This window comes from Nocardia sp. NPDC050406 (assembly GCF_044459025.1).
Classification (GTDB): Bacteria; Actinomycetota; Actinomycetes; order Mycobacteriales; family Mycobacteriaceae; genus Nocardia.
Window position 1 is genome coordinate 154,424 of the sequence record NZ_JBITIM010000001.1, and the last position, 12,681, is coordinate 167,104.

12 protein-coding genes and 1 pseudogene are annotated in these 12,681 nt (G+C 68.1%); 6 read left to right on the plus strand and 7 right to left on the minus strand.

Annotated elements, in window-relative coordinates; translation table 11 throughout:
* The first annotated feature begins 105 nt into the window (after positions 1 to 105).
* Entirely contained in the window at positions 106 to 1,590 is a 1,485-nt protein-coding gene (locus ACIBH2_RS00725; RefSeq protein ID WP_397111946.1) for a flavin-containing monooxygenase, read from the plus strand.
* 15 nt (positions 1,591 to 1,605) lie between these two features.
* A complete protein-coding gene (locus tag ACIBH2_RS00730) occupies positions 1,606 to 2,586 on the plus strand; it encodes a hypothetical protein (RefSeq protein WP_397111948.1) in 981 nt (326 codons plus the stop codon).
* Between the two features lie 9 nt (positions 2,587 to 2,595).
* On the opposite strand, the gene ACIBH2_RS00735 is transcribed toward ACIBH2_RS00730, so the two are convergent.
* The gene (locus tag ACIBH2_RS00735) at positions 2,596 to 3,279 is read right to left on the minus strand and encodes a TetR/AcrR family transcriptional regulator (RefSeq protein ID WP_397111950.1); all 684 of its coding nucleotides are present in this window, start codon (positions 3,277 to 3,279) and stop codon (positions 2,596 to 2,598) included.
* Positions 3,280 to 3,407: 128 nt separating this feature from the next.
* Between ACIBH2_RS00735 and ACIBH2_RS00740 the strand changes: the two genes are divergently transcribed.
* The gene (locus ACIBH2_RS00740; RefSeq protein ID WP_397111952.1) at positions 3,408 to 4,979 is read left to right on the plus strand and encodes a succinic semialdehyde dehydrogenase; all 1,572 of its coding nucleotides are present in this window, start codon (positions 3,408 to 3,410) and stop codon (positions 4,977 to 4,979) included.
* A gap of 33 nt (positions 4,980 to 5,012) precedes the next feature.
* A complete protein-coding gene (locus ACIBH2_RS00745) occupies positions 5,013 to 5,840 on the plus strand; it encodes an SDR family NAD(P)-dependent oxidoreductase (protein ID WP_397111954.1) in 828 nt (275 codons plus the stop codon).
* Positions 5,841 to 6,263: 423 nt separating this feature from the next.
* Here the strand turns inward: ACIBH2_RS00745 and ACIBH2_RS00750 are convergent.
* Positions 6,264 to 6,566 (minus strand): annotated as a pseudogene (locus ACIBH2_RS00750) (TetR family transcriptional regulator); the annotation flags it as partial.
* On the opposite strand from ACIBH2_RS00750, the gene ACIBH2_RS00755 reads away from it, so the two are divergent.
* Entirely contained in the window at positions 6,507 to 7,517 is a 1,011-nt protein-coding gene (locus ACIBH2_RS00755) for a hypothetical protein (RefSeq protein WP_397111956.1), read from the plus strand. The pseudogene ACIBH2_RS00750 and the gene ACIBH2_RS00755 overlap by 60 nt on opposite strands.
* Here ACIBH2_RS00755 and ACIBH2_RS00760 read toward each other — a convergent pair.
* The 3 genes from ACIBH2_RS00760 to ACIBH2_RS00770 form a co-directional block, all read right to left on the minus strand.
* A complete protein-coding gene (locus tag ACIBH2_RS00760; protein ID WP_397111958.1) occupies positions 7,502 to 8,197 on the minus strand; it encodes an HAD family hydrolase in 696 nt (231 codons plus the stop codon). The two genes, ACIBH2_RS00755 and ACIBH2_RS00760, sit on opposite strands and share 16 nt — an antisense overlap.
* A 9-nt stretch (positions 8,198 to 8,206) precedes the next feature.
* Positions 8,207 to 9,001: a putative protein N(5)-glutamine methyltransferase gene (locus ACIBH2_RS00765; protein ID WP_397111960.1), complete on the minus strand. Its 795-nt coding sequence runs from the start codon at positions 8,999 to 9,001 to the stop codon at positions 8,207 to 8,209.
* A gap of 85 nt (positions 9,002 to 9,086) precedes the next feature.
* Complete coding sequence (locus tag ACIBH2_RS00770) at positions 9,087 to 9,947, minus strand: YdcF family protein (protein ID WP_397111962.1); 861 nt, start codon at positions 9,945 to 9,947, stop codon at positions 9,087 to 9,089.
* Between the two features lie 185 nt (positions 9,948 to 10,132).
* Between ACIBH2_RS00770 and ACIBH2_RS00775 the strand changes: the two genes are divergently transcribed.
* The gene (locus ACIBH2_RS00775) at positions 10,133 to 10,981 is read left to right on the plus strand and encodes a bifunctional 5,10-methylenetetrahydrofolate dehydrogenase/5,10-methenyltetrahydrofolate cyclohydrolase (RefSeq protein WP_397111964.1); all 849 of its coding nucleotides are present in this window, start codon (positions 10,133 to 10,135) and stop codon (positions 10,979 to 10,981) included.
* 64 nt (positions 10,982 to 11,045) lie between these two features.
* Here the strand turns inward: ACIBH2_RS00775 and ACIBH2_RS00780 are convergent, their stop codons facing one another.
* Positions 11,046 to 11,795, minus strand: a complete 750-nt coding sequence (locus ACIBH2_RS00780) for a L,D-transpeptidase family protein (RefSeq protein WP_397111966.1) — start codon at positions 11,793 to 11,795, stop codon at positions 11,046 to 11,048.
* A 203-nt stretch (positions 11,796 to 11,998) separates the two neighbouring features.
* Positions 11,999 to 12,649, minus strand: a complete 651-nt coding sequence (locus ACIBH2_RS00785) for a cyclodeaminase/cyclohydrolase family protein (protein ID WP_397111969.1) — start codon at positions 12,647 to 12,649, stop codon at positions 11,999 to 12,001.
* Positions 12,650 to 12,681: the final 32 nt, after the last annotated feature.

The window sequence follows — 12,681 nt, forward strand, 5'->3', positions numbered from 1 at the left end:
CGCGTCCGGAACCGTAGCTGCCGCCGAATGGATACCCTGGGGTCGGGTGCGTGGGGCACCGACCGGCGAGGACGCCGGGTTCGCGCGGATCGTGAGGACTGAGCGATGAGCAGTGCGCCGGAGCACGTCGATGTGCTCATTGTGGGGGCCGGACTCTCCGGAATCGGAGCCGCCTACCACCTCCAGCGGGCGTTCCCGAAGCGCAGCTACCTGATTCTGGAGGCGCGCGACGCCATCGGCGGCACCTGGGATCTGTTCCGCTACCCCGGCATTCGCTCCGATTCGGATATGTTCACCCTCGGCTACCGGTTCCGGCCGTGGCTCGGCGACAAGGCCATCGCCGACGGCGCGTCGATTCTCACCTATGTGCGCGACACCGCCGCCGAGAACGGCATCGACAAGAACATCCGGTACCGGCACAAGGTGATTCGCGCCGAATGGTCCTCCGAGGAGAACCGGTGGACCGTCACCGCCGACCATGACGGCGATACCGTCACCGTGACCGCGAACTTCCTGTTCTGCTGCTCCGGCTACTACCGCTACGACGAGGGCTACACCCCGGAATTCGCGGGCACCGAACGCTTCGGCGGGCAGATCGTGCATCCGCAGCACTGGCCCGAACAGCTCGACGTGGCGGACAAGAAGGTCGTCATCATCGGATCGGGAGCCACCGCCGTCACCCTCGGCCCGGCGCTGGTGAAACAGGGCGCGCACGTCACCATGCTGCAGCGGTCGCCGTCCTACATTCTGTCGCTGCCCGAGCGCGACGCCGTCGCCGAGCGGCTGCGCCGCGTGCTGCCCGCCCGCGCCGCCTACGCTCTGGCCCGCGCCAAGAACGTCGCCTTCAGCACCGCCATCTACCAACTGTGCCAACGCTATCCGCAGCGCATGCGCGGCTGGATCCGCGGCATGCAGGAGCGCTGGCTGCCCGCGGGCTACGATATCGACACACACTTCAACCCGACCTACAACCCGTGGGATCAGCGCCTGTGCCTGGTGCCCAACGGCGACCTGTTCCGGGCGATCCGCAAGGGTCAACTCGAGATGGTCACCGACCGAATCGACACCTTCACCGGCACCGGTCTGCGGCTGGAGTCCGGCCGCACCCTCGACGCCGATATCGTCATCACCGCAACGGGTTTGAACCTGCTCGTCTTCGGCGGCATCGACCTGGTCGTGGATGGTCGCGACGTCTCCCTGCCGGATGCCATGGCCTACAAGGCCATGATGCTCTCCGATGTGCCGAACTTCGCCTACATCATCGGCTACACCAACGCCTCCTGGACCCTGAAGGCGGATCTGGTGTGCGAGTACGTGGTTCGACTACTCGCGCACATGGACGCGCACGGCTACGCCAAGGCCACGCCGGTACGCGATCCGTCCGTCGGCACCGCGCCGTTCCTGAACTTCGAACCCGGCTACGTGCTGCGCGCCCTCGATCATCTCCCCAAACAGGGCGACCGCGCACCGTGGAAGCTGCACATGAACTATCTGCGCGATCTGCCGAAACTGCGCTACGGCAAGGTGACCGACGCCGCCATGGTGTTCGAACGGGCCCGCGAAGACGAACCGGCGCGCGCCGCCCACTGACCGCTCGGAGGGGAAATGGCGGGGCTCACCTGGCTCAGGTCCGCGGATCTGATTCCGAATACCGTGTCCGTCAATCTCTTCGAAGGATGGGCGACGCCCACCGGGCGGCCCATCTGGACCTTCGCCAGCAGCGGACTGGCGCGCATCGGCCAGCGGGAAGTCGTGCTGAGCGTCCTGCGCGAACCCGTCGACGGGCCGGACGCCGCCTGGCCGTTCGATCTGGCACTGCGCGTGATCCGCGAGGCGTATCGGCAGGTGGACGGGGGCATCTTCGTGGACCCGGGCGCGCACACCGCGCTCGCGGACCCGTGGGAGTCGGGTATCACCGGGCTGGTCTACGAGGAGTTCGGTGCGGGCGCCGGGCTGTACCCGGCCATGCCGGTGCCCCCGGTCATCGCCATCCCGCTGCTCGCCGACGAGACTCGGGCGGTCTACAGCTTCGGCGCGGCCCGCGTCCTCACCCGGCTCGGCGCGCAGGCCCGCGTCTACCCGTTCCCCGCCTACTTCGACCGTCGCCGCAATCCGGTCTTCCGCATCGACGATGCCTGGGGCGAAACGACTTTGGCGCAACGCCCGGTTCTGCACGCACCCGTGGTCGAAGTGGCGGGCAATCCCAGCGAGGTGCGGATCTCGGTCCCCGCCGCCGCGGCGGGCACCCTCGCCGCGGGCCTGCGGGTCTACGGCCCCGGCGTCGCCATCCTGCCCTCGGCCACGCACAGCGTCGCCACCCAGCGCTACCTGTGGACCTCGGGCTTCCTCCCGGCCACCATCGGCAACCCGCCGCGCGGCCTCCCGCTCATCGCCGGAAACTTCATGATCCTCCAGGTCGGCGAAACACCCGCCACCACCATTTTCGAGGACGGGTTCAGCACCGTCCTCGCGCACCGGCAGTGGGACGAACTACTCACCGCCCTGGAGAACGCCCGCGGATACCGTTGGCGCGCAGGCGATATGGACGTCGTGGTGCATGTCCTCGCCGACCCGATACTGGGCTGACCGCCGGACTCACTCCATCGGGTCGAACACCCCCGCAATCCCGAGCGCGAGTTCCACATCCTCGCGCCGACCCAAGGTGACCAGCACTCCGCGAATCATCGTCAGGCGAGCCTCCGCGATCGCCGCCGGTTCCGGTTCGCCGTGCGGCGCACCCGCCGAAATCCGGAACACCACGAACTCGCAGATCTGCAGCGCCGTATCGAGATTCAGATCGCTGGGCGCGGGCCGCCCCAACTCGGCGAACTTGGCGCGCACCAGGACCCGAATGTCATCGAGTGCCCGTTCCCGATACGCCGACACCGGCGACCCCGGATCGTGCAGTTCGGCGAAGAGTGGACCCAGCATCGGCCCATGGCCGCTGGCCCAGTACAGATAGGCCTCGATCATATTGATGCCCAACTGCACCGGCTCCTCGCTGCGCTCCAGCGCGGAGCGCACCCCGCCCACGAGATCGTCGTTGGAGAGCGTGAGCAACGCGTGCAGCGGCTCGGTGGCGTTCGCGAAATACCGGTAGAAGGTAGGCCGCGCCAAGCCCGCCTTCTCGATCACCCGGGCCACGTTCAACCCCCGCGACCCGTGCTCGGCGAACACCTCGGAAGTGGCGAGCACAATCCGCGCCCGCACCTGATCGGCCTGCTGCTCCGTCTGCGGCGGCCGCCCACGCCGAGAACCGGTGGTCGAAAGCTGTGTCATTTCACAGTGCCTCGCGAATCGCTTGACATGAGGTGCGTCACGTCTATTAATCTAACACTAGTGTTCACGTAACACTGGTGTTCAGCAAATAGCGGGCGCGCCCGCGAATCACCCTGAGAGGGCGACCAATGACGACTGCCCCGCAGCTCGCCGCTGCCGACGCGCTTCCCTACGACCTCGTGCGGCGGTTGCTGACCCATGCGCGGGCGGGCGGTGCGCCGTCGGTGGAGGTGTTCGCGCCCGCCACCGGCGCCAAGATCGCGGATCTGCCGCAGTCCTCCGTCGCCGATATCGACGCGGCCTTCGCGACCGCGCGCGAGGCGCAGCGGCAGTGGGCGACGACGCCGATCACGGAGCGGGTGGCGGTGCTGCGGCGCATGCACGATCTGGTCCTCGCCGAGCAGGACGTGATTCTCGATATCGTGCAGACCGAGACCGGTAAGTCGCGGGTACACGCGTTCGACGAGGTCAGCGATGTGGCGGTGAACGCGCGCTACTACGCGGCCGAGGCCAAGAAGCTGCTCGCGCCGCGCACGCCGCGCGGTGTCATGCCGGTGCTCACCCAGGTGGAGGTGCTGAACCGGCCCAAGGGCGTGGTCGCGGTGATCTCGCCGTGGAACTACCCGTTGGCGCTGGCCGCCTCCGACGCGTTGCCCGCGCTCATGGCCGGAAACGCCGTCATCGCGCGACCGGACAACCAGACCGCGCTCACCGCGCTGTGGGCCATCGATATCGCCGAGCGGGCCGGGCTGCCGAAGGGCCTCTGGCAGGCCGTGCTCGGGCGCGGGCGCGAGATCGGCGGCAAGGTCATCGAGCGAGCCGACTACGTCGACTACACCGGTTCCAGCGCCACCGGCCGCACCATCGCCCAGCAGGCGGGGGAGCGGCTCATCGGGTACTCCCTGGAACTGGGCGGCAAGAACCCGCTGCTGGTGCTCGACGACGCCGATATCTCCGCGGCCGCCAAGATCGCGGTGCGGGCCTGCTTCGCCTCGGCGGGGCAGCTGTGCGAATCCATCGAGCGAATCTATGTGCACGACAGCGTGTACGACCGTTTCGTCGCCGAATTCACCGAGAACACACGCAAACTCACCCTCGGTAAGGACCGCGACTTCTCCTACGAGATCGGCTCGCTCACCTTCCAACGCCAGATCGACACCGTCGCAGCGCATGTCGACGACGCCGTCGCCAAGGGCGCGACCGTGCTCGCCGGTGGCAAGGCCCGCCCCGACCTCGGCCCGTACTTCTACGAGCCCACCATTCTCGAAGGCGTGCGCGAGGGGATGACGGTCTACCGCGAGGAGACCTTCGGCCCGGTGGTGTCGGTGTACCGCGTCGGCAGCGACGACGAGGCCGTGGCGCAGGCCAACGACACCGCCTACGGCCTCAATGCCAGTGTGTGGAGCCGTGATACCGCGCGTGGTCGCGCGGTGGCCGCCCGCGTCAACGCCGGATCGGTGAATGTGAACGAGGGCTTCATCGCCGCCTGGGGTTCGGTCGCCGCACCCTCCGGCGGACTGGGCATTTCGGGCACCGGGCGTCGGCACGGACCCGAGGGCCTGCTGAAATACGTGGATACGCAGACCATCGCGGTACAGCGCGGCCTGCCCATCGCGCCGCTGCCCGGCATGTCCGAGCAGCTGTGGGCCAAGACCATGACGCTGTTCCTGGGCGCCATGAAGACCTTGCGGCAGAAGTGATCCGCACACACCGATGAAGGGGTACACGAGGGTATGAAGGACGTAGCGGGCAAGAAGGTCCTTGTCACCGGCGCCGCGATGGGGCTGGGCAAATCGTTCGCCCAGCGCGCGGTCGCCGAGCGCGCCGCGGATGTGGTGCTGTGGGATGTCAACGAGGCCGCCCTCAAGGAGACCGCGGCCGAGCTGGCGGCCTTGGGCGGCAGCCGCATTCACCACTATGTGGTCGACGTCTCCGACAAGCAGGCCATCGCCGACGCGGGCGCTTCGGTGCGCGCCGAGGTGGGCGGCATCGACGTGCTGGTCAACAACGCGGGCATCGTGCGCGGCAACGGCTACTTCTGGGAGACCGAGAACCGCGCCGATATCGACAAGACCATGGCGATCAATTCGCTTGCGCCCATGTACATCACCCTCGAATTCCTGCCCGCCATGGTGGCGAGCACCGGCACGGAGGCGCGGGTGTTGAACATCGCGTCCTCCGCGGCCCTGGTATCCAACCCGCGCATGAGCGTCTACGCCGCCTCCAAGTGGGCCGCGCTCGGCTGGTCCGATTCCGTGCGCCTGGAGCTGGAACAGTCCGGCAACGACCACGTCAAGATCACCACGGTCTGCCCGACCTACATCAACACCGGAATGTTCGACGGGGCCAAGGGTTTCTGGTTCACCCCGATCCTGGAACAGGAAGCGGTCGTCGACACCTCCTGGGCCGAGATGAAGAAGGGCTCCCCGCTGGTCGTCCTACCCTGGACGTCCCGCCTCAACCGCGCCATCTCCGGCCTGCTCCCGCTCAAGGTCCGCGACTTCTACCTCAACACCGTCGGCGTCTACCACTCCATGGACGAATTCCGCGGCCGCAAGTAGCGCCGGACGCAATGGCCGCAGCGCTGCCCGAATATGGTCGGGCAGCGGCGAATTCGGCACCACCACCAGCGTGGAGCCGGGCGCGGCCGGACTCATCCATCCCTCGATGGCGATTCTGATGGCCGCGGCGATCGCCGCGGCCATCACTCGTGCCGAGAGTTCCTCGACGCCGCGCTCGGCCAAGGCCATGGTCAGAGGCTGTTCGAAAGCCCATGCCGTACCAAGGAATTCGGCGCGCAGGGCGGGTGTCGTCGTAATCAGCAGGACGGCGTCACGCTCGGGGTCCCCACCCTCGAACTGCGCCACGACCGCCGCCTCGACGGCATCGGCCAGTGATTCCCCGGCGGGCCGCGCTGCCAGCGCCTCGGCGATCCCCGATTCCCGGGCCGCGTTCACCGCGGCGACAATCGCCTGCTCGCGACTCGCGAAGTAGTTGTTGTAGGTCCGCGTCGATACCCCGGCGGCGTCGGCGATGTCGTCGACCCGCACGTTCTCCGGCCCGTGTTCGAGGGCCAGCCGCAGTGCCGCCGCGCTCAGTGCCTCCCGCGTGGCCTGCTTCTTGCGTTCGCGCAGCCCACCGCCTCTTGTACTCGCCACGAGACTTACCCTAGCAAAAAATGCGCCCGCGCAATTTTGCGTGCACGCAACTTTGTGTAGCCTCGGGGTATGCGAGCCAAAGGCATCAACTACGACGCCGGAATCATCAATTTCGGTGCGAACACCCATCCCGACTTCGACCCAAAGGCCGTCGCGGCCGATATGGGGGTGATCCGCGACGACCTGCACTGCACGGCGGTGCGGGTGACCGGCGACGACGCCGACCGTCTGGAGATCGCCGCCCGATGCGCCGCCGAGGTCGGGCTCGAGGTCTGGATTTCGCCGTTCACCCTCGAGCTGCCCATCGACGAACTCCTGGAGCTGCTCGCGGATCTGGCGGAGCGGGCCGAGCGGCTTCGGTGCGAGGGGGCCGACGTGGTGCTCGTGACCGGCGCGGAGCTGAGCATGTTCACGCCCGGGTTCCTGCCCGGCGCGACCTCCGGCGAGCGCCTCGGCGCGCTGTTCACCGCCACGCCGGATCAGCGGCCGGAGCTGCTGGCGGGAGTGTCGGCGCGTATCAATGAATTCCTCTCCGCCGCAGTGCGAGTCGTGCGGTCGCGGTTCCGTGGACCGGTCACCTATGCGTCGATCCACTACGAGGGCGTGGACTGGGAGGCATTCGACTTCATCGCGTCGGATGTGTACCGCACCCCGGAAGTCGCCGATGGATTCGCGGATGGTCTCCGGCGGCTGGTCTCGACCGGAAAGCCGGTCGCCATCACGGAATTCGGCTGTGCGACCTACGCCGGTGCGGCCGAACGCGGTGCGCGCGCCATGGAGATCGTGGAGTACGACGGGCGCGTGCCGGTCGGCTTGGACGGCGAGTACCGTCGGGACGAGCAGGGGCAAGCAGAAGCGCTGCGGGACTTGCTGCACACCATGGACGAAGCGGGCGTCGACAGCGCGTTCGTCTACACCTTCGCGAATTTCCATCTGCCGCATCGGCCCGGTGCCCGCGCGGACCTGGATCTGGCCGGATACGGCGTGGTCAAGGTAATCGAGGGCGGGGCAACGGATTCCGTTCGGTGGGAGCCGAAGGAGGCGTTCGACACGGTGGCGGGCTGCTACGCCACGGCGTGACGCAGTTCGGCGAGTGAGCCGATCACGGTGACGCCGTCGAGGTCGGTGGTCGCGGTGGCGGTGCGGTCCAGCCAGTAGGCGCGCAGGCCAGCGTCGCGGGCGCCGAGGCCGTCGACGTCGTAGCGGTCGCCTACGTAGGCGACTTCGTGCGCGGGGAGGCCGAGGAGGGCGCAGCCTGCCAGGAAGATGCTCGGGTCGGGTTTGGGTGCGCCGTGTTCCTGGGAGCAGAGCACGGCGTCGCCGAAGTGGGGGAGCAGGCCGACCGCGTCGAGTTTGTAGACCTGGTGTGCCAGTGCGGAATTCGAGACCACGCCGAGGGCGGTGCGGCCTGTCAGGCTGTGCAGGAGGGGTGGGGCGTCGGGGAAGGCCGACCAGGTGGAGTTGCGGTGCGCCACATAGCGATCGAACCAGGCCCGAGGGTTGTCGGTCGTGACGTTCACCTGCGTGAGGAAGCGTTCGGTGCGGACGATCTGCTGTTCGGGGAAGGTGAGTTCGCCGTGCAGGTAGCGGACGTATTCGTGCTCTTCGAGGGCCTTCCAGAGCGCGACCGCGGAGTCCGGGGATTCGAAGCGATCGAGGAGGCCCTCGGCTTCCAGGTGGCGGAGCAGGCCGACGCGCGCCGCGCCCGAATAGTCGATGAGGGTGTCATCGATATCGAACAGGATGCCGCGAACCGTCACACATCGAGGTTACCGACGGCCGATCACCACGGTCGCACCGAGTTCGTCGCACACCGCGACCTGCGGGTCCAGGCCGTGGCGAGTCAGGATATCGGTCGCGACGGGGGCTTGCCCTTCGCTGGTCTCGACCAGGACCCAGCCGCCGGGGGCGAGCCACGTCGGGGCGGCCGCGGCGACGCGTCGGAAGATATCCAGTCCGTCCGCGCCGCCGTCGAGGGTGACGAGCGGCTCGTGGTCGCGCGCCTCCGGCGGCATGTGCGCGATGGCCTCGGACGGCACATAGGGCGTATTGGACAGCAGGATGTCGACGCGTCCGCGCAGGTCCATCGGGAGAGGGTCGAACAGGTCGCCCTCGTACACCCGCGCCGCGAGCGGTGCGAGATTGCGGCGCGCGCAAGCCACCGCCGCCGGTTCGATATCCGCGGCGGTGAGCTGCACGTCCACACCCACGGCGGTCATCTCGGTGGCGAAGGCCAGCCCGAGAGCGCCACTGCCGCAACACATATCGAGCGCGACCACGCGGCGACCGAGAGCGCTGGCCAGAGCGACGGCCCGTTCGACCAAGAACCCGGTGCGCTGCCGAGGAACGAAGACGCCGGGGTCGATGCTCACCCGCAGTCCGCGAAATTCCGTCCAACCCAACAGAACTTCCAGAGGAGCCCCGGAAACGCGTTGCGCGACAAGAGACTCCAGCATCCGCGCATCGGTCGCCGCCGCCAGCAGGAGTTCGGCCTCCTCCTCGGCGAATACGCAGCCCGCGGCGCGCAAGCGCGGGACGAGGGCAGCGAAATCCAGGGTGGTCATCTCGACCATTGTGCAAGGCCGCGCACCCGGCTCCGAACGCGGCTCGGCCGCCGGACACCAGCCCGGCGGCCGAGGAGGAGAGAAGTTACCGCTCCGCGGGCAACAGCAGCGTGCGGGTCGCGTCGAGATAGATACCGCGCTGACTCGGGCGGCTCGGCGGGGGAAGCTGGGAGACAAGCTGTTCCAGCGAGGTCGTCGCACCGACCACCGGCAGTCCCGCCACGATGAAATCGGCGACGGCCCGACGAATATGGTTCGGCGAGGTGACCACGATGACGCTGGTCGCCCCCGCGTCGCGCAGCATATCGGTGGCATTGAGGGCATTGCCGACCGTCGAACCGGCCTGGTGTTCGGCCAGCACCCGGCTGGCCGGAATACCGTGGCTCACCAGCCAGCCCTGCATGGCGGCCGCCTCGGTGATGCCATTGCGCGGATTGCCGCCCGTCACCACGATCGGCGACAGCGGTGAGGCGATGGCCTGCAACCAGGCCGCCTGCAGGCGATTCACCAGCTCCGGCCGCATGGTGCCGTCGGGCAGCAGGCCGTAGCCGAGCACCGCGATACCGGTCTGCGGTCCCGCGATCGCCGGAATCGGATTGGGCAGGGTGCCCACCGCCGCGCCGACCGCGCGGAAGATGGTGCGCACACCGTCGGCCATGCGCGGATTCAGGGTGTTCAACCGGGCCAGCGCGGCCTCGCGGGTCACGAGATCACCGGCGTAATCGGACCAGACGGCCTGCAGCGCGAGGGCCTCGGAATCATCGGGCGCTTCGGCGAGCAGCCGCCGTAGATCCTCGAGACCGGCCTGATCATCGCCATTGACGAAATTGTCCTGAGCCGAGTTGTAGAGCGGGACCGGATCGGCCACCGCGGCCGGGGATCCGAAGAGGGTGAGCGCGGCCGCGGCGGCCGCGACCAACGTTGGAAATCGCCTGACTATCTGCACCGCAATCGACACCTTTCCGCGAACGAACGGGGGTCACGCACATGCTTGCTGTCGTTACTGGTTCCAAGCCGAATGGGGACACGATACGACCGGACAGTGCGCCGATCCGGGATTTGCCGTTGTGAGATTCCCAGTTTCGGCCCGCTCCCGATTGGGGATGTGCGTGCGCGTTAGGCTGTGCACCCGTGGATACGACTTCGCTGACCGGCAAGGACCTCGCCGCCGCCATCAACGCCGACACCAAGCAGCGCGCCGCCGCGCTCGCCGAGCACGGCGCCGCCCCGCGCCTGGTGCTGGTGGTCGCCAATGACGATCCGGCCAGCATCTGGTACGTGAAGTCGCTCAACCGCGCCGCCGAGCGCAATGGAATCACCTGCGACACCGTCGATCTCGGCGTCGAGGCGAGCGCGGCCGATATTCGCGCCAAGTTGGCCGAGCTGTCCGAGGACGCCAGCGTGGACGCCATCATGTTGCAGACCCCGCTGCCCAAGGGCGTCGGCCTCGACGATGTCAGCCTGGCCATCACCGCCGCCAAGGACGTCGACGGCGTGAGCCCCCTGTCGCTGGGCCTGCTCGCCACCGGGCTGCCCGGCTTCCCGCCCGCCACCGCCGAGGCCGTGGTGGAGCTGGCCAAGGCGCACGCGGTCGCGCTCTCCGGCAAGCATGTCGCGGTGGTGGGCCGCTCGAATGTGGTCGGCAAGCCGCTCGCGCAGCTGCTGCTGGCCGAGAACGCCACCGTCACGGTGTGTCACTCCCGCACCACCGACCTGCCCTCGGTGACCTCCGCCGCCGATATCGTGGTCGCGGCCGTCGGCCGGGCCGGTCTCATCACGGCCGAGCACGTGCGCGAGGGCGCGGTCGTCATCGACGTGGGCACCAATGAGGGCGAGGACGGCAATATCACCGGCGATGTGGATTCCGCGTCGGTCACCGGCAAGGCCGCCGCACTGAGCCCCGTGCCCGGCGGCGTCGGCCCGGTCACCACCGCGCTGCTCATGCGCCACGTGGTCCAGGCCGCGGAAAACGCTCGCTGACTTCGCTTTTCACACAGCGACTCGCGCACTCCTCTCGGTGGGGAGTGCGCGAGTTCGGGTTATGTCACCAATGCAGGGTGACCGGGTCGCCGATGCTCACATTGCTGTAGAACCACTCGGCGTCATCGGGCGCGAGGTTGATGCAGCCGTGGCTGACATTCGCATTGCCCTGGGAATCCACCGACCACGGCGCGGAGTGCACGAACACACCGCCCCAGGTCAGCCGCTCGGCCCACTTGCCCTCGATGAGGTAACCCTCCGGCGAGCTGAGCGGAATGCCGATGGTCCGGGAATCGAAGGTGATACTCGAGAACTTCTCGAGCACCGGGAAGGTGCCGCTCGGCGTCTCCCAGCCGGGTTTGCCGTAGGAGGCGGGCATGGTCCGCACCGGAACACCGCCGATACTCACGGTGAAGGTGTGGTTCGACATATCGCCGTCGGCGGTCACGCCACCATTGGTGTTGAATTCGGTCCGCGCACCGGCCGCGGTCACCTCGATGGGTGTGGAGGCGGGCAGGAAACCGGTTGGCGTCCAGGTCAGTTCCCGATCACCGGTCCACGAGAACGTTCCGGCCAGCTCCGTTCCGGCGCGAATGCTCACCGATTGTTCTGCGCGCGTTCGGTTCTCGACAGGTTCGGCGAACTGCACGCGCACCGGCGCGGCGATGCCGACGGTTTGCCCCGGCCCCGGCGAAATCGACTGCACCGCCGGGAAAGTGGGTTCGATGATCGCCGCGGCGGCGATCCCCGACCCGAAAGTGGCCAGCGCCGCGACCACGGTCGCGACGAACAGGTAGCGAATCGCGTTCCGCATAATTCCACCCCTTTCGAGGATGGTGTGTTCTCGAGCATTCAGCCTAGGACTTCATGATCAAGACCCATGAGAAAAGTTCTCTCTTCGTGACCTACCCAGCGGCGTGTGGGATTAACACGAAAGCCCGGCGATGATAAGAACCATCGCCGGGCGGAGGAGAGGAAAACGCGAGGTCAGCAGCATGATCCTGCCTCGCGGACGGGTTACTTCGTGATGGCGGCGACCACTTCGTCGTGCAGGGCGTCGGCGCGGGCGATGATCTCGTCGATGCCGGTGAGGACCGGTTCGAACTCCGCGCCCGCACCCGAGCCCAGGGAGGCGACATTGATGGCGATGTTCAGCTGCGACGAGGCCGCTGCCGCGCGGGCGCAATCGGCGGCCGCGCCGATATCGGTCACCACATTGGGGTTGCCGATGGGCAGGAGTTCGGTTGCCAGGGAGACGATTTCGTCGGCGGCCGCGACCACGGCCGCCGGAACGCGGGCCGCGCCGAGCAGCGCGGCGGTAATGGCCTCGTTGCGCGCGGCCTGCTCCTCCTCGGTCTCCTTGGGCAGCTTGTAGGCATTGCCCACCGCGGTGAAGGCGGCGGCATCGGCGTCGGCCAGATGCAGCGCCCGCTCCCGGGCGGCGTCAGCGGCCGCGATGATCCGGTCCGCCACCGGCCGATTGTCGGCGTCCTTGGCGCGCGTGGTGTAGCGCGCCACCATCGCCACCAGCGCCGCACCCTGGGCGGCATGCAGCGCCGCGACCGCCCCACCACCGGGAGCGGGTACCTTCGCGGCCAGTTGATCCAGGTACCCCTGCAGCGTCGAGTCACCGAAGGTGGTGAGATCCGGCGCGGTGTCCTGAGTCATGAGCGATGCCCTCCCGAGGGATTCGTGCGAAT

What these genes read in the sequence shown, in the direction of transcription:
- ACIBH2_RS00730 (WP_397111948.1), top strand. Translation starts at nt 1,606, where the DNA reads ATGGCGGGGCTCACCTGGCTCAGGTCCGCGGATCTGATTCCGAATACC.
- ACIBH2_RS00725 (WP_397111946.1), top strand. Translation starts at nt 106, where the DNA reads ATGAGCAGTGCGCCGGAGCACGTCGATGTGCTCATTGTGGGGGCCGGA.
- ACIBH2_RS00755 (WP_397111956.1), top strand. Translation starts at nt 6,507, where the DNA reads ATGCGAGCCAAAGGCATCAACTACGACGCCGGAATCATCAATTTCGGT.
- ACIBH2_RS00785 (WP_397111969.1), bottom strand. Translation starts at nt 12,649, where the DNA reads ATGACTCAGGACACCGCGCCGGATCTCACCACCTTCGGTGACTCGACG.
- ACIBH2_RS00745 (WP_397111954.1), top strand. Translation starts at nt 5,013, where the DNA reads ATGAAGGACGTAGCGGGCAAGAAGGTCCTTGTCACCGGCGCCGCGATG.
- ACIBH2_RS00740 (WP_397111952.1), top strand. Translation starts at nt 3,408, where the DNA reads ATGACGACTGCCCCGCAGCTCGCCGCTGCCGACGCGCTTCCCTACGAC.
- ACIBH2_RS00780 (WP_397111966.1), bottom strand. Translation starts at nt 11,795, where the DNA reads ATGCGGAACGCGATTCGCTACCTGTTCGTCGCGACCGTGGTCGCGGCG.
- ACIBH2_RS00765 (WP_397111960.1), bottom strand. Translation starts at nt 9,001, where the DNA reads ATGACCACCCTGGATTTCGCTGCCCTCGTCCCGCGCTTGCGCGCCGCG.
- ACIBH2_RS00735 (WP_397111950.1), bottom strand. Translation starts at nt 3,279, where the DNA reads ATGACACAGCTTTCGACCACCGGTTCTCGGCGTGGGCGGCCGCCGCAG.